Genomic DNA, 20,552 nt, shown 5'->3' with positions numbered 1-20,552 from the left:
TTAGTCTCCCGCCATGTCACTGCCAGCTGCAGCCGGACTTTCCAGCCATTCACCATTCACTCTGCCAAGGCGGACCTGCATGCCTGCTAAAGGATTGGGTAACGCAGATACAGCCAAATGATCGCCAGCGTTAAGCCCAGCGACAACATAGGCATAACGCTCATCGGTACGCTGTACCTGAACCGTACGAAATTCCAGCTGCTTGTCGCTGTTTACCAGCAAAATTTGATTGCCTGGTCGTAGCAAGTTGCGAGGCACCGGGATCACTTGCTCAGAAGATATGCCATCAATACTGGCATGAACAAAGCGGCCAAAACGCAGAGGCTGCTGGCCATCGGTCTGCAGGCGATAGGGATCATCTACCTGCACTACGGCATAAATCACCCGGCTACGCTCGTCCAGCACGCCTTCCGTGCGCACCAGCTTGCCTTGCCATTGTTGTTGCTGGCCGGCAACCAAAGCGCTCAATTCAACGGCCGGAAACTGTGGTTGCTCACCAGAGGGCAGATGCATAAAAGCCAAATCATTATCACTGAGCGGTAACCGAACCTCAGCCAGATCGGTACCAAAAATACTGCCCAGCACAGTGCCACGGCTGATAAACTGCCCCAGATTCACCGCTCTGCTTTGCAGCAAACCGGCATAAGGAGCTCGAATTTCAGTCCGGCTTAGATCCCGGGCTGCCCGCTCCAAATCGGCTTCTGCAGAGCGAACATTAGCCAACTCACGCGCCAGTTGCGGTCGACGCAAACCCAGCTCAGGCGCATCCCCTTCGGTAAAAGATGCCCACTCTTCTTCGGCAACGCGGACCCGGGCCAGCTCTTCCTGCAGTGCTGCTGTAGCACGGGCCAGGTTGGCTTCGGCCGCTTTCACGGCGGTGAGGTAGTCATCTTGTTCTACCGTTACCAGCACTTCACCGGCAGCGAAAAAGCCCCCCTCAACAAAGTTGGGAGAAACCTCAATAATGCGACCATTCACTTCAGAGACCAGGCTGGTCATTAGTTTCGGCCGGACCGTGCCCTGGGAGCCAATCCGGTAGATCAGCGTTTCTGGTTGGGCCGTAATGGTATCAACCAGAACCCCAACAGGTAAGTCTTCTCGCTGCTCCGCTGGCTGACGCCCTTTCATCAGTACCAGCATTAAGGCCATGGCCACTAACAGGATCAGAACCGGCAAGATAATTTTTAGTTTTTGCTTTGCCATCAAACACTCTACAGCTTGTTTTATCAGTAGTTTCTATAGTAACGAAAAATAAGCCGGATTGGATGTGCTAAATGTTACAGCCTAAATGGAAAGCCGCCGCATCGTATAAATTAGTAATAAATAAAAATCTTTAATTTCATAGCTTTAATAAGCCAACTTAGGTTTAGCATCGCTCGCAACTGGAGAAAACCTACGGCAGCAGACATACTTTGTTACAAAGCAATCAGTTGCTCGGGCAATTTAGGGCCTCTCCTGCCATGCTCAGAAATATGGTCATGTTCTTGCTGTGCTTTCCTATAGCGACCTTTTTGCTGGCGTCTGAGCAGGATTGGTACGGCGAATTGATGCAGCAAAGCCGGCTCCATCCACAGTCGGCTTACCTTCATACCCAGGCGTTGCTTAAACAAACAGCAGCCTCAGACTGGGAGCGGCGGTATCATCTAACCAATGCATTAGGCTATCAATTGCTGATTTTATCCAATATCGATCAGGGCGAAGCTCTGATCCGTGAATGGCTGGTGCAGGTACCAGCAGAGCACACACAGTGGCATATTCGTAGCTATGAGTTGCTAGGTATGTTTGCTTTTCGTCGCAGTGAGTTTGGGGTAGCGCAGCATTATTTGCAGCACGCTTATCACCTTGCACAGCAGCATCAGGATTACAATCGCATTGCTTCAATTACTATCAACAGCGCCCTGCTAGTTCGGGGCATTGGTTTGTATGAGGAAGCCAGTTCGCTGCTGCAACAGGCAGAGCAACTTGCAGAACTCCATGACTTACCTGCTTTCACAAAAGCGATTATCCGGAACAATCAATCCTCCATACTCGTAGCGATGCAGCAGTATGAAACAGCGATAACTCACTTGAATGAGTCTTTGCAACTGGATTATTTTCAGCAAGATGATATTGCCTTTGTGCAGCGCACTCTGGCAAGCAGTCACCTGGCACTGCAACAATACGATGCCGCTGCTGACTATACCAGCAAGGCTCTTACCTACTACCTGCAACGCAATGATCCTTACTCCATCAGCCAGCTCTATCTGATACAGGCCGAGCTAGCGTTACTTCGGCAGCAATCCTCTGAAGCAGAACAAAAGCTGGCGAAAGTCTGGCAACGATTATCAGTGCATACTCTGCCCGAGATTGAACTGCAGGCGACTCTGTTGCAAAGCCAGCTGTATCAGCAGCAACGACGGTATGAAGCGGCCTTGCAAGCCATGCGGCAATACAGCCAGTTGTACAGTCAAAGCTTGAATGAACAATCGCGCCGTCAGGTGCTCGGGCTGCGCGATCAGTTGCAGTTCCAACAGCAACAACAAGCCATCACTGAGCTTGAGAATCAGTTATTGGTGACAGAACTGAAATCTAACCATCAGCACAAACAAAATATCACCATCATTAGCTCACTCAGTGCGATGAGTTTGCTGCTGATCTTTTTCTTTTGGCAACAACAGAAAAAGCGGATTCAGGCTGAACAATTAAGCCGGCAGTTGCGTCAGTCGCTGCAACAATTGCAGCAAACACAGCAACAACTGATTGAGTCTGAGAAGATGGCTTCACTTGGGTCTTTGGTGACGGGCCTTGCGCACGAAATGAATACCCCTCTTGGGATCCTGACCACCGCCATCTCCATGCTGGATGAGCAACTTGCTTCATTCGCTGCTTCTGCTCAGAGTAAACAGTTAACCCAGCAAAAGTTTGTGTCCTTCTGTGAAAAGTCAGCTGAAACTCTGACGCTTTGTCAGCAGACAGTGCAGCGCAGCTCCAACTTGGTGGTTAATATTAAAAAGTTAGCTATAACACAAGAACAGCAATCCGAAGTCAATCTGTCGGCTTTGATTGCCAGTGTCCGCACATTACTCAGTGAGCAGCTGCACATGGTGGAAGTTATAGAAAAAGGCACAGCTATACTGTTGCATTGCAGTAGCCAACAACTGCAAATGATGCTGCTGGAGTTATTTCAAAACTCCCTACAACATGGTCTGACTCAGGTTGAAACACCACAAATCCGCTTGGAAGCAGAACAGCAGCCAACACAGTTGCTGTTACGTTATATCGATAATGGCTGTGGTATTGCCGCGAAAGAACGCGAGCATGTATTTGAACCTTTTTACACAACAGCACGAGGCAAAGGGCAAACAGGACTTGGCTTAAACCTGGTGTATAACCTAATGACTCACGCTTTTGGCGGCAGTGTTGAGCTCACTGCCACCCAGACTGGTTTTGAGTTAGTGCTGCACTTCCCGAGTTCAATACTGTGTTATGCGCCAGAAGCAGGCAGTTGCTCCAGCACCAGGCAACCAATGGAGTAACCAGCCCCAAAGGAGCACAGAATAGCTTTATCGCCCGTTTGCAAGCCTGCCTTATGCTGGTGAAAGGCAATGATGGAGCCAGCGGATGCTGTGTTGGCATAGCGATCCAATACCAAGGGCGCTTCTTCGGGCAACGGATCCCTGCCAAGAATTTTTTTAGCGGCAAAGATATTCATATTGATATTGGCCTGATGCAGCCATAGGCGCTTTAACTGAGCCGGCGTCACTTGCTGTGCTGCCATTTCAGTAGCAATCACATCGGCGACCAGTGGCAGTAGCTCTTTAAAGACTTTACGGCCCTGCTGGCGGAAGAAAGCGATTTCTGGCTCTGGCGTCGCAAAACAATGCTCGGTGTAGCCTATATCACAGCGGATGTTGTTGGAAAACTCGGTTTTTAGCCGCATGCCCAGTATCCGAAACGCCAATGGTGAGCGACAAGTGTCTTCGGCTTCAATAATGGTGGCCGTACAAACATCACCAAAAATAAAGTGACTATCACGGCTGCGGTAATTGACCTGTGGAGAGGCAAATTCCGGGTTCACCACCAGCACCACTTTGGCGGTGCCACCGCGAATGGCATTAACGGCATTGCTGATGGCAAAGGTAGCGGATGAACAGGCTACATTCATATCAAAAGCATAACCAGCTGCGCCCAGCTGCTGCTGCAGCTCGACCGACAAAGCAGGATAAGGCCGCTGCATATTGGAGGCTGCGCAGATGATCAAATCAATATCGCTGGCAGTTTTACCGGCCTCGGCCATGGCTTCTTTGGCTGCGTTCAATGCCATTTCCACCATTTCCGGTACCTGATCTTCACCACGGCGAGGAAATACCGGGTGCATCACAGCCGGATCCAATATACCTTCTTTATAAAGCACATGGCGTGACTTAATACCGGAAGCTTTTTCGATAAACTCGCAGCTGGAGTGCCCCAGAGCTTCCAACTCACCGCGCTCAATTTCAGCAGCATACTGCTGATTAAAGTTATCCACATACTGGTTAAAGCTGGCAACCAGCTCTTCGTTGGAAATACTATCGGCTGGTGTAAAAACACCTGAGCCACTAATCACAACTTTTTTCATAGCCTAACCTTGTCTGGTCGATCTGTGCAGTCAGATCTGCTCGTTATATACCGATTATAGCGCTGTCAGCAAAAGCTGACACGACAAATCTTGTGTTCATTCATGCTCGTGCTGCCATCAAACGGAATCGCCAGAAAAGGCAGCTCATAGCACTAATTAAGTAAAGTGCGCATGGCTTGCTGTAAACCATCCAGTGTCAGTGGATACATGCGCTTGGCCATAATCTGTTGGATCTGGCCAATCGACTGATAGTGCGGCCACCAGGCCTCGGGTTGCGGATTCAGCCACACGGCTTTCGGATACTGTGCCAGCAAGCGCTTTAACCAGACTTCACCAGCCTCTTCGTTGTAATGCTCGACACTACCACCCGGCCAGGCAATTTCATAAGGTCCCATGGTGGCATCGCCGACAAAGATCATTTTGTAATCAGAACCATAGGTATGGATTAGATCCAGCACCTTGGTTTGTTGCTCACGCCGGCGTTGATTGTGTCTCCAGACACCTTCGTACACGCAATTGTGGAAATAAAAAAACTCCAGCTGTTTAAACTCGGCCCGGGCAGCGGAAAACAGTTGCTCGCACTCCTGAATGTAATCATCCATTGAGCCACCTACATCAAAAAATAACAGCACCTTGATGGCATTGTGTCGCTCGGGCTGCCATTGCAAGTCGAGCCAGCCGCCCTGCTGTGAGGTAGCGCGAATGGTCTCTGGTAAATCCAGCTCCTGACTGGCACCACTTCGGGCAAAACGGCGTAACTGCCTAAGCGCCAGCTTCATGGAGCGATTATTGAGCTCGGCATCCCCATCCAGATCACGAAACTCACGTTTGTCCCAAACTTTCACGGCCCGTCGGGCCCCCGAGCCTTCCTGACCAAGGCGGATCCCCTCTGGATTAAAACCATAGGCACCAAAAGGTGAGGTACCGCCGGTACCTATCCACTTGTTGCCGCCAGCGTGTCGTTTTTGCTGCTCTGCAAGACGCTCTTTAAATTGCTTCAGCAGCTCATCCAGACTGCCTAACCCTTTCAGGGCTTGTTTTTGCGCATCGGTAAGCTGGCGGATCACATCGGGTTTCAACCAGTCATCAGGGATCCGACTGGCGATATCCACGGCAGCAACGCCTTCGAAATACTCAGCAAAGGCCCGGTCAAACTTGTCGTAGTTGCGCTCATCTTTCACCAATACCAGCCGGGCCAAATAATAAAAGGCTTCGGTATCAGCAAAAACTACCTGCTTTTGCAATGCAGCCAGCAGATCCAGTAGCTCCGTAAGACTCACCGCCAGGCCGTGCTTGCGCAGGGTTTGAAAGAACTGGATCAGCATCAGCGGCGTCGGGCCATAAAGGCCAGCTTCTCTACCAGGGCCACATCCTGCTCATTTTTCAGCAAGGCGCCGAACATCGGCATTAAGCCACCTTTTTGCTGTTTGTCTTGCAGTACTTCGGCCGGAATATCTTCTGCCAACAGCAACTTTAACCAATCCAACAACTCCGAGGTGGACGGTTTCTTTTTCAGGTTGGGCAGCTCACGCAGTTCAAAGAAAACTTCCAGAGCCGTACTCAGCAGCTGCTGTTGAATGTTTGGGAAATGCACACCGACAATCTCGGTCAGCAGGGCGGCATCCGGAAAGCGAATGTAGTGGAAAAAACAACGCCGCAAAAATGCATCCGGCAGTTCTTTCTCGTTATTCGAGGTAATGATTACGATGGGTCTTTGTTTAGCAGCTACCTCCTCACCGGTCTCATGCACATAAAACGCCATCCGATCCAGCTCGTACAAGAGGTCATTGGGAAACTCAATATCGGCTTTGTCGATTTCATCAATCAACAATACCGGCCGCTGCTCTGCGGTAAAGGCCTGCCACAACTTGCCGGGCCGAATATAGTTGCTGATATCGTGCACCTTGTCGCTACCGAGCTGGCTGTCACGTAGCCGTGAAACAGCATCGTACTCGTACAGGCCATGCTGGGCCTTGGTGGTGGATTTAATCGGCCAGCTGATAAGCTCAGCGCCAAGGGCTGCGGCCAACTCTTCCGCCAACCGGGTTTTACCCGTGCCGGGTTCGCCCTTTATCAGCAAAGGTTTTTCCAGGGTGACGGCCGCATTGACTGCCAAGGCCAGTTCATCGGAAACGATATAGTGTTCGGTACTTTGAAACGACATGATCTGTCCTGCTTTGATTGCTTATGCCTACTTTACCGTGTTGACGCTGGTCGTGCCAGTGTGTCTGTTCGAATCACTACCAGGGATTGCACGTAAACAGGGAATAACTTATAGCAAAACGCTTCTTTGCTTTTGGCCGTCCAGGCGTTAATTTAGCTCAAATTCTGCTAGGAAACTGGAGTCTGCGTAATGGCAAACATTTTTGATGACAATACATTGTCGATTGGCCGTACCCCACTGATCAAACTGAATCGCGTAACTGGTGGCAAGGTGTTCGCCAAAATTGAAGCGCGCAACCCAAGCTTTAGTGTGAAATGCCGTATTGGCGCTGCCATGATTTGGGATGCCGAGAAAAAAGGTCTGCTGACCGAGGGCAAAGAGCTGATTGAGCCAACCTCAGGCAACACCGGCATTGCCCTTGCTTTTGTTGCCGCCAGCCGTGGTTACAAACTGACGCTGACCATGCCTGCGACCATGAGCCTGGAGCGCCGGAAGCTTTTAAAAGCGCTGGGCGCTAACCTGGTACTGACTGAAGGCCCTAAAGGCATGAAAGGTGCCATTGAAAAGGCAAAAGAAATTCAGGCCTCGAACCCGGAAAAATACGTGTTGCTGCAGCAATTTGACAACCCAGCCAACCCGCAAATTCACTTTGAAACCACAGGTCCGGAAATCTGGAACGATACCGATGGCAAGATTGATGTGTTTGTTGCCGGTGTTGGCACCGGTGGAACCATCACCGGGGTGAGCCGCTTTATTAAGTTGGAGAAAAAGCACCCACTGATTAGCGTTGCGGTAGAGCCAACCGACTCCCCGGTTATCAGTCAGCAACGTGCCGGTGAAGAGCTGAAGCCTGGCCCACATAAGATTCAGGGCATCGGCGCTGGCTTTATCCCTGGCAACCTGGACCTGGAAATGATCGATCGGGTAGAGCTGGTCAGCAACGATGAGGCCATTGCTATGGCGCACCGCTTGATGAAAGAAGAAGGCATTCTGGCTGGGATTTCGTCCGGAGCAGCGGTGGTGGCAGCCAAGCGCCTGGCAGAACTGCCTGAATTTGCCGATAAAAACATCGTGGTGATTTTACCAAGCTCCGCAGAGCGTTATCTGTCAAGCCCGCTGTTTGCCGATGTCTTTACCGAGCAAGAGCTGCAGGCATAAGGACACCACTGTTCTTTATCCAAAAGGTCGCCGCGGCGACCTTTTTTGTTACCCGTTTGACTTTACAGAATGAATTTCAAAGCCCAAACTTGGGGTCTGAATGCTTTTTAAAAGTCTTACCAACGATGCTGATACGCTTACTGCTTGCTCCATTGCTGTTACTTTTGTTGAGTGCTTGCTCTGATCCAAATGAAGCCTTGTCGGGAACTTTCCATGCGCCTGAACACGCCGCGGCTGAGTTTTTTGATGCCATTTACAACAAAAACGATCTGAAACTTGCCAAAAGTTTGAGTACGCCTGAACTAGCCGAGCTGATCGCACATTACGGTACCCCACGCCAGGTTGCTCGCACCTTAATTAATATGTCGTACGATGAAGTCACCATCAATGTGAACCGGGCCGGCCAAAACCTGCGCGAGCAATACGGCAATGAAACCGATGTGATGCTGGTTTTTACCGGGCCTTTTGACGGCCGTATCGTTAATGAAATGAGGGTGGTACGGATGGTTCGGGTACGGGGACGCTGGCTGGTTGCCGAAATAAAAAACGATCCCTTTAGCCGGGGCCACAGCTAACCGCTGCAGCCTTGCTCAGCTGTCGTTGTTATTTCTTTAGGAAAAATTGCTGTACAGCCTGCTGGCAGGCCTCGCTTTGCAGCAGTTGCTGGAACTCATTAAGCTCTTCGCGCAAGGTATAATGCAAGGCTTCCTGCTGAGTTGCTTTGAGTAAACGCTTGCTGCTTTGGATGGCCTGAGTTGGCATCGCCGCCAACTGACGGGCTTTTTGCCCGGCGAAGGCCAACAGCTCATCCTGTGGTAGCAAACGATTGACCAACCCCATCCGCTCAGCAGTAACCCCATCGAATGGCTCTGCCAACAGCAGGTATTCGCAGGCACGGTGATAACCAATTAACTGCGGTAATAACAAGCTGGATGCCGCCTCCGGGCAGAGCCCCAGCTTCGTGAAAGGCAACTGAAAGCGGGTATCCGCGGTGGCATACACCAGTTCACAATGCAGCAAAGCGGTGGTGCCAATCCCAATGGCCAGGCCCGCCACAGCAGCCACAATGGGCTTCGGAAATTCAGCCAACTGATAGAGGAACCGTACCGTCGGATGTTGCTGATTCAATTCACCACCATCAATGAAATCCTGCAGGTCATTGCCAGCGGTAAAACAATCATCCTGCCCTTGCAGCAGCACCACTTTGACCTGCTCATCCTGTGCTGCTTGCTTCAACGCATCGGCCAGTTGCTGGTACATCTGTTGGTTCAGTGCATTCTTTTTGTCCGGACGCTGCAAAGTTAAGCTAAGAACGCCTTCTTGCAGTTGCTGCTGCACACCACTCATGATTGTTCCTTTTATTAATGTCCAAGGACCTGGCCTTCACGGCGCGGATCAGCCCCACCCTGCAAGCCTGTATCAAGCAAGACAATACCATGCAAACCACTGTTTAAATCGATCACCCGCACTTGATGGCCCATTTTCTCTAAAACCGATTGATGCTGTGCAATGGCAGTGCCTTTTTCCAGTGCAAGAAAGTCGTTACGGTGCGTTACCCGGGGTAAGTTAATGGCGGCCTGAATGTCCAGCTGCCAGTCTATCAACGCAACCAGCGTCTGGGCTACATAGTTAATAATGCGACTGCCGCCAGGAGATCCCAACACAATGCGCAGCTTGCCATCCCCATCAAACACCATCACAGGTGACATCGATGAACGAGGTCGTTTACCGCCTTGCACCCGATTTGCTACCAGGTGACCATTCAGTTCGGGCGACAATGAAAAATCGGTCAACTGGTTATTCAGCAAGTAGCCATTCACCATCAAGCCGGAACCAAACACATTTTCTATACTGGAAGTCATGCTTACCGCATTACCATCGGCATCGACGATGGAAAAGTGGGTGGTGTTGCTAAGCTCCGGGCTCGGGCTGCTTAACCGGACCAGCTCTTCAGCTGGCTGACCCGGGCTTACTTCAGCCAGAGCTTTATCGGTTCGCATCAATGCACTGCGTGCCGCCAGGTAAGCAGGATCGATCAATTGCTGGGTTGGCACCTCAACAAAGTCACTGTCGGCGACATAATGATCGCGATCGGCAAAAGCCAGTTGTGATGCCATGCCAAATAAGTGAATGGCATCCACACTGTCTGGAGCTAACTGATTCAGCTCAAAGCGTTCCAGTAAACCAAGAATTTGCACCACAGCGATACCACCTGAGCTTGGCGGCGGCATGCCACAGATGGTGTAACTGCGATAACTGCCACAGACCGGGTCGCGTTCCACCGCCTGATAGGTTGCTAAGTCGGTTAAGGCCAAAGAGCCGGCGTTGACTCTGGCTTGCTGCACCGTCTTGACCATAGCAGCAGCATTTTCCCCCTGATAAAAGGCAACCGGCCCCTGCTCAGCAACCTGGTGTAAAATGTCGGCATAAGCCTGATTGGTAATCACAGCGCCCGCTTGCAGCGGCTTACCATCCGGATAAAAATAACTGCTCGCTTCCGGGCTGTGCTGAATACCCTGATTCCAGCCGACGTCCAACTGCCGGGCCATGCGATCAGACACCGGGAAGCCCTCACTGGCCAGCCTGATCGCATCGTCAAACAACTGCGCCCAGGCAAGCTTGCCATAGCGCTGATGGGCCTGATGCATGGCCGCAAAAAGACCGGGCACTCCAACAGACTTCCCCCCTACATAGGCTTCTCGCCAAGGCATGGCACTGTCCCCTTGCATAAATAGCTGCTCATTGGCTGCTTTGGGTGCTGTTTCGCGGCCATCAAAAGTCGTCATCTGCTGCTTTGCCTGATCCCAGTGTAGGATAAAGGCGCCACCACCAATGCCTGAGCTTTGCGCCTCCACCAGCCCCAGCACCAACTGCACTGCAATCGCCGCATCCATGGCACTGCCGCCTTGCTCCAGAACACGTATCCCGGCTTGCGAAGCAAGCGGATGCGCTGCGGACACCATAAAGCGTTCAGCATGAACCAGTTGCTGCTGGTAGTAACCCGTTGCCGCTTCAGGCTCACGATCGGCCTGCACCGGCACGGCTGCCAGTGCCAACTGTGAACTGCACAAAAGATAAAGCGATGGAAGAAGAAACTTCATAAGCACCTGCTACTGCAACTTGTACCGAACTTTACCCTACCCAGAAGCGCGCCAAAGATCAATCCAGATTCTTCATGACAGAACAAAAGACTCTGGCTAGACTAGCCAGATGAAACGATCACTACGATACAACCAGCATCCTCCATGGCAGGCATGGCTCACGGCCGGAACTTTGCTTCTCGGTCTGACACTGCTGCTATGGCTGCCGGATAGCTGGGTCAACCGGCTGAATTATCAACCGACAGCTGTATTGAGTGGTGAATGGTGGCGTTTATTGACAGCCAACCTGCTGCATACCAATCACTGGCACCTGTTACTGAACCTTGCAGGGCTTAGCGTGCTTTGGCTGCTGCATCAACGACATTTCAACACCAATCGCTATTTGCTATGGCTATTGCTGGCCGGAAGCCTGACCAATCTGCTGCTGTTGCTGACCATGCCTCAGCTGGATCGGATGGTGGGTTTGTCGGGCGCTTTGCATGCTATGGTGCTGCTGGGCGCACTGGCGGATATCCGGCACAAAGACAGCACGGGCTGGCTGTTGCTTGCGCTGGTGCTTGCTAAAGTTGCTTATGAACAAATCCGTGGCCCGGATAACGGGTTAGCCGAATTAATAGCCGCTCAGGTGGCGGTAGATGCACACCTTGCTGGAGCAATAGCCGGTGCAATGTTATTTCCACTCTGGTGGTACCTGCACAAAAAATAAGGGCAGACACTGCTGCCTGCCCTCGCTCACTGCAATCGATAGACTTACTTTTTACGGCGAGCCAAACGGGCACCCAGCAAGCCCAGGCCTAACAAGCCAAGGGTAGCTGGTGCAGGTACTGGCGACGGTTCACCAATAGGCGTTCCACCAACAGTGATGCCATCAAAGGCCATACCAGATTGAAACGCTGTATCAGACCAGTTCACCACGCCAAACTCTAGAAAATAGTTACCGGTAGCCGCTATGTTATAGCTTGAACTGATCCAGCCTGTGTAACCACAGCCATTTGCATAGCAAGTATTGGAACTAGCACCCAAAGCAGACCAAGAAGGTGCTCCTGGATTCATCAATACTTCATCCGGATTTAATGTGGCCGTTGGATCAGGCATATCAAAACCTGGCACGATACTGCCACTTGGCGTGGTACGGGCGGTGAATAAAATCGCTACTTCGTTGTTTAACTCATCCAACAAACGAGCCCAGGCGTAGTCAGCAAAACCAGCACCATCGGATGAAATGTAATTAAAGAAGAAGTTCAGTTCATCACCTGCCTGCGCTGAAAACAGAGCCGAAGTCAGAGTAGAACCCGTAGTAGCGCCTGAAGTTAACCCCGGAAGGCCCACTCCAGTTACGCCATTGCTCGTAGTCACATACCCATATTGCGCAGAACCGGTTGGCGCTAAAGTGACATCACCATCAGCCCCCATAGCGTCGCAAGCACCGACACAATTCCAGTTAGCCGGCACGCCAGCATCAAACAGTGAAGCACTGGCCGTTGTGCTAAATGCTAATGCGCCTAGTAAAGCGCTGCTATACATCATTGTTTTTACTTTTCTTGTTAACATGACATGTCCTTATCATATCTAAATTGTCAGCCTCATTAAGCAAAGAGCGTGCCATAAAATAAAAAATATTAAAATCAATTAGTTAAATAAATTTATCATATTTTTATCCGCTTACTGTTAATTTTCCTGACAAAAAAAACCAGCCTGAGCTGGTTTTTTTTTATTTGTACCTATTAATGACTTAAATGTTGCCACCAATCAGGCTGATCTTTTAAGTGCTTATCAAACCATGCCAACAGATGATCCCACCAGACATAGCGTTTTTCACGATCAATGATGTGGTGATCTTCGCCCGGGATCTCGACCAGAGCCACCTCACGCCCTAACAGCTTTAATGCAGTGAACATCTGTTGTGACTCTCCTGCCGGCACATTAACATCCGAGTCTCCGGTAATCAGCAACAAAGGCGTATTGATCTTATCCGCCATATACAAGGGGCTTTGACCAACATAGAGTTCATGGTTGTTCCAGGGGAAGCTATCTCGACTGGCGATACCAGAGTAGAGGAAACCCCACCAACCCTGCCCCCAGTAAGAGCTAAGCGCGCTAATACCTGCATGCGAGGTAGAGGCAGCAAAAAGATCGGTTTGGGTGGCCAGATACATGGTCATAAAACCACCGTACGAGGCGCCAATATTGCCAAGCCGCTTGCCGTCGACAAACTCATGCTCGGCTACAAAGCGCTCTGTTGCATAGATAATGTCGTCAGCGGTGTATTTTCCCCACGCATTGACATGCAGCGCCGAAAAGCGCTGGCCATAGCCAATAGTACCACGTGGTTGCACTACATACACGATGTAACCATTGGCTGCCCAGTGGTGAAACGGATAGCGACCAGTGAACTGACGATTGACCGTGGTGGTGCCACCATAGTAATAGACGATGGTTGGGTATTTTTTGCTGGCATCAAAATCCGGTGGCAGGTAATAACGACCTTCAATGCGATCGCCATGCGGATTCTCGACATGAAAATCGCGCACCTCACCAAGCTGGATATGCTGATACAAAGCTGCACTGCTATGCAGTACTGAGGAACGGCGCTGGCCTGGCCGAACCATTTCTAATTGCTGCGGCGTTGCCACACCAGAGCCAACCGCCAACACGGTAGCACCACGGTCATTGGCCAGTTCAAACCGCTCAATCACATCGAGTGTTAGCGCCAGCTTCTGGAAACGTTGCCGGTTGGTATCAACGCTATACAGAGCGGAGCGATCGCCCTCGCTTACTTGTGCAATCACCTGACCACGAGCATTAACTGCAACCGAACTAATGGCAGGATGAAAGTCCTTTGATAAGGGCTGAATATGCTCGCCATTTTTATCCATCAGATACAGCTGGCCATCGTAGTCGTTAGCAATGTAATCATCCGATGGCAGGTTTACCCCGGCACCACCGGCAAAATTAGGACCGGCAACAACCAGCAATTGATCCCGGTGATACAGCACCTGATTCAGATGTGCAAAAGTACCAATTTCACGGCTTTGCAAGGTGTTTAAATCCAGCTCAAACAAGGCTGAGCTGGCATGCGGCGGTGATGAGCGATCATTAACACGTTGGGTGTAGAGTAAGGCATTGCCATCCGGCCGGATATCGCTTAGTGAGCTACTGTGCTTATCCGTGGTCAGTACACGCACCAGTCCACTGGTAATATCGAGCTGAAACAAACGGCTGATATCTCGGTAACCACGCCAGCGATCTTCCAGTGACCGGTACATTTTTGCTTTGCTTTGCGACAGGCTGGTATCCGCTTCCGTCCATTGCAGCACGATGCTGTTGCTATCAGGAGCCCAGCGGTAGCTACCCAGCCCGGTTTGATTCTCCAATAGTGAGCGTAACTCACCGGTATTCAGGTTCAGCAGCCATAGTGTGTTATTGGCGATGTAACTCAGCCACTGGTTATCCGGGCTAAAAGCTGCACGACTCAGCACCTGCCCACTCCAGCTGCGCTGCACCTGATTACGGCTGACATCGCGCAGCTCGGTGCGCTGCAACTGGGTATCGCTGACATCGGAGCGACCGCTGAAACTGAGCAGCATCCAGTTCGTATCCGGCGATAACGTTAGCTGGGTGATGGTTTCTGCATTGGTTAGCAACCGATTGTTGACCGGCTCTGTTGCCGCTAAACGAAAGGCTGCGGGCACCTCATTGCCACTGGTAACTTGCAATCGCACGTCTTCATCATCGTTGCGGCCATCGCTAAAAATTAGCAGTTGCTGCCAACCTGTCGCCAAAGCCAGCTCGGTACTGCTGCCATTTTTCGCTTGGAAATTGAGATACAGCTGTGGTGCTTTAACACCGATAACTTCCAGTTTTCCCTTGAAAAAAGCATCCTGTTGCAGCTGTAAAAACCAGACACCAGCACCAGCATCAGCAGCTTCGGTTGGTGTCAGCTGACGCCATTGCAGGCGCTGTCCAAACAGTTCGACGGTGCGGCCGGCTACCGGAACAGGCTGTCGCTCCAATAAACGCAGCAGTTGCTGACGCTGCTCTTTGGCTTTGCCGCTTTGTTGCAGTGATTCAGAGGCAAAAGCCGGTAAAGGACCAAGAAACAGTACCTGCTCAGCTTGAACTGGAGCCGCCGGGCTCTGAGCAAAGCTCGGCAGTGCAAACAGCAGTAAGGTGATAGTAACGAAAACTCGGATCATCGGGGTGCTCTCATTTTAAGTAACACAATGCAAAGCTATGCTAACAAGCTCTTGTGCTTGCGACAATGCCGTGAAGGCCAAAGGCTTATTCTGTGCGACTAGCAGGCTTCATGACCAGTAGCTTTCGAACAGTATCGATTAAAAATCTGCCGCCGCTTCAAAGGTTAAGGGGTGTTCGCTTAACGGATGCAGGAAGGCCAGGGTCGCGGCATGCAACAACAAACGAGCACTTTGTGCCTGCACCGCCTTCGGGGCATAAAATGGATCGCCTAAGATCGGATGCCCAAATGCTGCGGTATGCAGCCGCAATTGATGGGAGCGTCCAGTCACGGGTTTCAGCCGGATGCGACTGGTATCTGACTTCGCATCATACGCCAGCAATTCAAAATCAGTGACCGATGCCTTGCCTTGCGGGCAAATTTTATAACGCGGCCGGTTGTCTGCATCCGGTGCTATAGCTAAATCAATCCGGCCACGAGACTGCGGCCACTGGCCTGCGACTACCGCCAGATAGCTCTTTGTCACAGTCCGAGCCTGAAACTGCTTACTGATGGCCGATAAAGCTGCTGAGGTCAGTGGCAATACCAAAAGACCACTGGTGTCGTAATCCAGCCGATGTACCACCGAAGCCGAAGGAAACTGTTGCTGCACCCGTTTGATTAAACAATCCTGATTGTCCGGATGCCGGCCAGGAACCGTGAGCAAATGGCAGGGTTTGTTCACCACCAACAGATGGTCATCCTGAAACAACACCTGGTAGGTTTGATTGGTGGCAGGCAAGACAGCAAGTTCGGTGACAGCAGTCGTCATAAGGCATCATCAAAATAATAGCGGCATCAGCCGCTATTATTGCAAAAATCAAGCACGTTGAGAAATCATCGTGTTTTAAAAGTCGTATTTGGCCATAAACTGCAGCCGGTTTAAATCACCATCAGTGCCAGATTCCAGTTTACGGGTGGCATGACGAAACTCCAAACCAAACTGCAGGTGCCTTGAAGCCTGATAAATCATATTAGCCGCCAAGCTCTCGGTACTTTTCGTTACCGCGATACCGGTCAATGCTGTGTCGTTATCAACCCGCAAGGTGGCGTAGATCAGGTTGGTGCGCCAGTGTGCGTCCCAGACATGACGATAGGCCGCCGTAAAGCCAGTCGACTTGATCGCATGCAGCTCGCCATTGGCATCCAGCACAGCCCCATTAGAGGTGTTTAAGCCAATGTAGCGGCCTAAACCTTTACCGGTATTGAACGTAAAACGAATGTCATTGGTTTCAGACACCATTACTTTACCGGTCACCGACACCGCATAGCCCATTACGCTGTCATCGATTTGCAGTGCCCGGTCTTCATAAGCCAATTGACGGACTAAACCTGACACCGACAAACTGCCCCAATCCGCTTTATGGTTATAGCGCGCCACCAGATCCGGCATGGTGTTGTCATCGCTGACCACCCGACCGCCGGTTGGTCCAGGTGTAATGGTGCTTTCCGGGTTCTCAATGGCAAACTGGAAGTTACCATTGGTGTAGCGAATCTGTGGTTGACGTACGAAAATCTGGCCATCGGTGTTACCAACAAAGTCCACACTCTCTGGTAAAGAGGTCAAGTCCATAAAGGTGGACCAAGTCTGGCCAAACAACCATTTGTCATAGGTGAAAAACGCATGACGAATGCCCGGGGAATAGCCATTGGAAATGCGTTGATCCCCACCTGGGGTGGACATCATGTCAAACTCAAAGCGACCTGCCAGGGTTTTACCATTTTCCAGTTGGGTACTGGTGGTAAAAAAGAATCGTGACTGACGGGCATGCATATCAAACTTGGTACTTTCACCATCACCGCCCACCGGAGTTAACGATGGAACATAAAAATCCCGGCCAATACCGGTAGCCAGATTGCCATCCGGTGTATCGTTCAGCATGACATCCAACTTAATAAAGCCGCCAAAACTGATGTCCGTGTTGCCAACGGTAAAGGATGCCTGGGCTTGATTCAGGCCGAGCGTCATACTTGCTGCGAGTAAGGTACAGGCAAATGGTAGTTGTTTCATGCAGTGCTCCCTGGTTTTCTTGTTGTGCGATCTCTGGTTATTTTCTGAGCTGCTATCACCGACAAGGTTGGTTCAGGCGCCCACTTTGTGCAATTAGCCTTTAGTCGCATCAACTGCTACAGTCATTTCACCGGATTCAAGCAACTGTTTTAACCCAATAAAGCTTACAGGCTAGACAATGGTCTAATTTCTTTCCAGTCTGCAATTGGTTAGAACATAACTACTTTATTTAAATTGAAACCTATGGGGACACAGTGATGACACAGCCAGGCCTTTACCCGGTTCCAGCTGCCGCCGAAGCGCGCTGTTTGATTGATAACGAAGCCTACCAACGTATGTATCAGCAGTCGGTGCAGGATCCTCAGTCTTTTTGGGCAGAGCACGGCAAACGCATTGACTGGTTTACTCCCTACACCCAGGTGAAAAATACCAGTTACCAGCCAGGCAATATCAACATCAAGTGGTTTGAAGATGGCGTGCTCAATGCCAGCTACAACTGTTTGGATCGTCATCTGCCACACAAGGCCAATGACATCGCTTACTATTGGGAAGGCGATGAACCTGGTGTGCAGAAGAATGTGACCTATCAAGAACTGTATGAGCAGGTTTGTCAGCTTGCCAATGGCATGAAGTCATTGGGCGTAGGTAAAGGTGATCGGGTCACCATTTATTTGCCGATGATCCCAGAAGCGGTTATTTCCATTTTGGCTTGTGCCCGAATTGGCGCTGTGCATTCCGTGGTATTTGCCGGTTTCTCACCGGATGCTCTAGGTAGCCGGGTGCAGGACTGTGACTCTAAATTGATCATCACCGCTGATCAGGCACCGCGCGGCAGTCGATTAACCGCATTGAAAGACAACACTGACTTGGCGCTTGGTCACTTAGGCAAAAACAGCCCGGTACAGCACGTGATTGTGGTGAAACATGTCGGTGAGAATGTCGACGAACACCCAGGCCGCGATGTCTGGTACCACGAGCTACTGGCCAAGCAACCGAAAAGTTGCGAGCCGGAGCCAATGAATGCGGAAGATCCGCTCTTTATCCTGTATACCTCTGGCTCGACCGGCAAACCTAAAGGTGTGTTGCACAGCACCGGTGGTTACATGGTCTGGGCCTCGATGACCCATCAGTATGTGTTCGATTACCATCCGGGCGACATTTACTGGTGCGCGGCAGATGTTGGCTGGGTGACCGGCCATACCTACATTGTCTATGGGCCTTTAGCCAATGGTGCCTGCAGCGTGCTGTTTGAAGGGGTGCCTACCTATCCTTCGGTCAAACGAATGGCGCAAATCATCGATAAGTATCAGGTCAATATCCTATACACAGCACCAACCGCAATACGGGCGCTGATGGCGCACGGAGAAGCTCCGGTTGAAGGTAGCAAGCTGAACTCCCTGCGTACCTTGGGTAGTGTGGGTGAGCCTATCAACCCAGAGGCCTGGAGTTGGTATCATGAAAAATTTGGCCATGGCAATTGCCCCATTGTGGATACCTGGTGGCAAACCGAGACAGGCGGTATTCTGATTACGCCACTGCCGGGTGCTACAGCCCTAAAGCCTGGCTCTGCCACCCGGCCATTCTTTGGCGTCAAACCGGCCATCGTCGATAACGACGGCAAGTTGCAAGAAGGCGCAGCTGAGGGCAATCTGGTCATCCTTGATAGCTGGCCAGGGCAGATGAGGACTGTGTTTGGCGATCACGAGCGCTTTGAGCAAACCTATTTCAGTACCTACCAAGGTACCTACTTCACTGGTGATGGAGCTCGTCGCGATGAAGATGGTTACTATTGGCTGACCGGCCGGGTCGATGATGTGTTGAATATCTCTGGGCATCGTTTGGGTACTGCAGAAATCGAAAGTTGCCTGGTGGCGCATGATGCCATCGCCGAAGCAGCTGTGGTGGGCTATCCGCACGATATCAAAGGCCAGGGAATTTATGTCTACGTCACCCCAAGGGTGGGCGTAGAACCCTCAGATGAACTTACCAAGGCCGTGCGTGCCTGGGTACGACAAGAGATTTCTCCGATAGCATCCCCTGATATTATTCAGTGGGCACCGCAAGGACTACCAAAAACCCGTTCAGGAAAAATCATGCGCCGTATTCTGCGCAAAATTGCAGCCAATGAACACGACCAACTCGGTGATATTTCTACCCTGGCCGACCCATCAGTGGTTGATCAATTGATTGAAAACAGGTTAAATCGCTAACAGGGACAGTTCATTGTCTCACGCTGTATACATCAAGGCCGCATTTTGCGGCCTTTGGTTCTATACTAAGCCGAAGAAAATAAAATAATAAAGACGAGGAACCATGGCCAAATTGATCGTAGCAGACGACCACCCTCTGTTTCGCAATGCGCTGATCAATGCCATCAGCAATACCTTTAGCACCAAGGCCACCATCGAAACCGATTCGTTTGAATCAACTTGTCAGGCGCTGGAGCAACATCCAGACACAGATTTGCTGCTGCTTGACTTACACATGCCAGGCAACTGTGGTTTTTTAGGCTTAATTCAGCTACGAAAAAATTACCCCAGTTTGCCAATTGTGGTGATTTCAGCCAGTGAAGAGCTGGATGTAGTCAAGCGGGTGATCTCCTTTGGTGCTTCGGCCTATATCCCTAAGTCGGCCAACCCAGCGCAAATCAGTGAAGCCTTAAAAGAGGTATTGGCTGGCGAGCTCTGGGTACCCGCCTCGATGCAAAAAGCGCTGCAAGAGCAAGCAAGTCAGGAGGAAGACCTGGATTTGGCAGCCCGGGTGGCACAACTTACTAATCAGCAGTACAAGGTACTTTATTACCTGACCGAAGGTTGGCTGAATAAACAGATTGCCTACGATCTACATATCTCTGAGGCTACGGTAAAAGCGCATATCACGGCTATTTTCCGCAAACTGGGTTGCACAAACCGAACCCAGGTGGTAATCCAGGCTCAGCGCTTAACATTGGAACCACCGGTTAATAAAGCTTTGTCTGGCCATGAGCAGGATTGACTCTCCCTGTATTGCCTGCTGTAAGTTGGATCAGCAAAAAATCTGTATTGGCTGTTATCGGCATATCAGTGAAATTGCCAACTGGAACCGAAAAACCGATGCCGAGCTCAATGCTATTATGCGGCAGGTAGCGATACGCAAAGAGCAGTATGCCAATATAAACCATCACAGCATTGAAACCAGTCCTATTACGCAGGCCGAGTGGCAGGCCGCCAAAATCAAAGCCCGCTTAAGTTAGCCTTACAAAGCATTCAAATACGACAAAGCCCGCATTGAGCGGGCTTTGTATCAGC

17 protein-coding genes are annotated in these 20,552 nt (G+C 50.8%); 7 read left to right on the top strand and 10 right to left on the bottom strand.

Annotated elements, in window-relative coordinates; translation table 11 throughout:
• Entirely contained in the window at positions 1 to 1,203 is a 1,203-nt protein-coding gene (locus tag JJU14_RS00225; RefSeq protein WP_228610353.1) for an efflux RND transporter periplasmic adaptor subunit, read from the bottom strand.
• Between the two features lie 257 nt (positions 1,204 to 1,460).
• Between JJU14_RS00225 and JJU14_RS00220 the strand changes: the two genes are divergently transcribed.
• The gene (locus tag JJU14_RS00220; RefSeq protein ID WP_228610351.1) at positions 1,461 to 3,515 is read left to right on the top strand and encodes an ATP-binding protein; all 2,055 of its coding nucleotides are present in this window, start codon (positions 1,461 to 1,463) and stop codon (positions 3,513 to 3,515) included.
• Here the strand turns inward: JJU14_RS00220 and JJU14_RS00215 are convergent.
• The 3 genes from JJU14_RS00215 to JJU14_RS00205 form a co-directional block, all read right to left on the bottom strand.
• Entirely contained in the window at positions 3,464 to 4,597 is a 1,134-nt protein-coding gene (locus tag JJU14_RS00215) for a beta-ketoacyl-ACP synthase III (protein ID WP_228610349.1), read from the bottom strand. The genes JJU14_RS00220 and JJU14_RS00215 overlap by 52 nt on opposite strands.
• 152 nt (positions 4,598 to 4,749) lie before the next feature.
• Complete coding sequence (locus JJU14_RS00210) at positions 4,750 to 5,922, bottom strand: VWA domain-containing protein (RefSeq protein ID WP_228610347.1); 1,173 nt, start codon at positions 5,920 to 5,922, stop codon at positions 4,750 to 4,752.
• Positions 5,922 to 6,761: a MoxR family ATPase gene (locus JJU14_RS00205; RefSeq protein ID WP_228610345.1), complete on the bottom strand. Its 840-nt coding sequence runs from the start codon at positions 6,759 to 6,761 to the stop codon at positions 5,922 to 5,924. Before JJU14_RS00205 ends, JJU14_RS00210 begins: the two co-directional genes overlap by 1 nt.
• 189 nt (positions 6,762 to 6,950) lie before the next feature.
• On the opposite strand from JJU14_RS00205, the gene cysK reads away from it, so the two are divergent.
• Together cysK and JJU14_RS00195 are read left to right on the top strand one after the other, a co-directional pair.
• Positions 6,951 to 7,919 carry a cysteine synthase A gene (gene cysK, locus JJU14_RS00200; protein WP_091340962.1) on the top strand — a complete coding sequence of 323 codons (969 nt, stop codon included), beginning with the start codon at positions 6,951 to 6,953 and terminating at the stop codon, positions 7,917 to 7,919.
• A 125-nt stretch (positions 7,920 to 8,044) separates the two neighbouring features.
• A complete protein-coding gene (locus JJU14_RS00195) occupies positions 8,045 to 8,494 on the top strand; it encodes a hypothetical protein (RefSeq protein WP_228610343.1) in 450 nt (149 codons plus the stop codon).
• 28 nt (positions 8,495 to 8,522) lie between these two features.
• Here the strand turns inward: JJU14_RS00195 and JJU14_RS00190 are convergent, their stop codons facing one another.
• Positions 8,523 to 9,266 carry an enoyl-CoA hydratase gene (locus tag JJU14_RS00190; protein ID WP_228610341.1) on the bottom strand — a complete coding sequence of 248 codons (744 nt, stop codon included), beginning with the start codon at positions 9,264 to 9,266 and terminating at the stop codon, positions 8,523 to 8,525.
• Between the two features lie 14 nt (positions 9,267 to 9,280).
• Positions 9,281 to 11,020, bottom strand: coding sequence for a gamma-glutamyltransferase (ggt, locus tag JJU14_RS00185; RefSeq protein ID WP_228610339.1), 1,740 nt, complete (start codon positions 11,018 to 11,020; stop codon positions 9,281 to 9,283).
• A 109-nt stretch (positions 11,021 to 11,129) separates the two neighbouring features.
• Between ggt and rrtA the strand changes: the two genes are divergently transcribed.
• Positions 11,130 to 11,726, top strand: coding sequence for a rhombosortase (gene rrtA / locus JJU14_RS00180; RefSeq protein ID WP_228610337.1), 597 nt, complete (start codon positions 11,130 to 11,132; stop codon positions 11,724 to 11,726).
• Positions 11,727 to 11,770: 44 nt separating this feature from the next.
• Here rrtA and JJU14_RS00175 read toward each other — a convergent pair whose 3' ends face one another.
• The 4 genes from JJU14_RS00175 to JJU14_RS00160 form a co-directional block, all read right to left on the bottom strand.
• Complete coding sequence (locus JJU14_RS00175; RefSeq protein WP_228610335.1) at positions 11,771 to 12,571, bottom strand: NF038132 family protein; 801 nt, start codon at positions 12,569 to 12,571, stop codon at positions 11,771 to 11,773.
• 173 nt (positions 12,572 to 12,744) lie between these two features.
• The gene (locus tag JJU14_RS00170) at positions 12,745 to 15,216 is read right to left on the bottom strand and encodes a prolyl oligopeptidase family serine peptidase (protein ID WP_228610333.1); all 2,472 of its coding nucleotides are present in this window, start codon (positions 15,214 to 15,216) and stop codon (positions 12,745 to 12,747) included.
• Between the two features lie 138 nt (positions 15,217 to 15,354).
• A complete protein-coding gene (locus tag JJU14_RS00165; RefSeq protein ID WP_228610331.1) occupies positions 15,355 to 16,026 on the bottom strand; it encodes an RluA family pseudouridine synthase in 672 nt (223 codons plus the stop codon).
• Positions 16,027 to 16,101: 75 nt separating this feature from the next.
• Complete coding sequence (locus tag JJU14_RS00160; protein ID WP_228610329.1) at positions 16,102 to 17,265, bottom strand: DcaP family trimeric outer membrane transporter; 1,164 nt, start codon at positions 17,263 to 17,265, stop codon at positions 16,102 to 16,104.
• A gap of 257 nt (positions 17,266 to 17,522) precedes the next feature.
• On the opposite strand from JJU14_RS00160, the gene acs reads away from it, so the two are divergent.
• The 3 genes from acs (at position 17,523) to JJU14_RS00145 (ending at position 20,497) form a co-directional block, all read left to right on the top strand.
• Positions 17,523 to 19,475, top strand: a complete 1,953-nt coding sequence (gene acs, locus JJU14_RS00155; protein WP_228610327.1) for an acetate--CoA ligase — start codon at positions 17,523 to 17,525, stop codon at positions 19,473 to 19,475.
• Positions 19,476 to 19,578: 103 nt separating this feature from the next.
• Entirely contained in the window at positions 19,579 to 20,259 is a 681-nt protein-coding gene (locus JJU14_RS00150) for a response regulator transcription factor (RefSeq protein ID WP_228610325.1), read from the top strand.
• The gene (locus JJU14_RS00145) at positions 20,246 to 20,497 is read left to right on the top strand and encodes a DUF1289 domain-containing protein (protein WP_228610323.1); all 252 of its coding nucleotides are present in this window, start codon (positions 20,246 to 20,248) and stop codon (positions 20,495 to 20,497) included. The genes JJU14_RS00150 and JJU14_RS00145 overlap by 14 nt, the downstream gene beginning before the upstream one ends.
• The last annotated feature ends 55 nt before the right edge of the window (positions 20,498 to 20,552 follow it).

The organism is Alkalimonas sp. (assembly GCF_020831925.1).
In the GTDB taxonomy this organism is placed as follows: domain Bacteria; phylum Pseudomonadota; class Gammaproteobacteria; order Enterobacterales; family Alteromonadaceae; genus Alkalimonas.
This window is presented reverse-complemented; position numbering and strand designations above follow the sequence as displayed.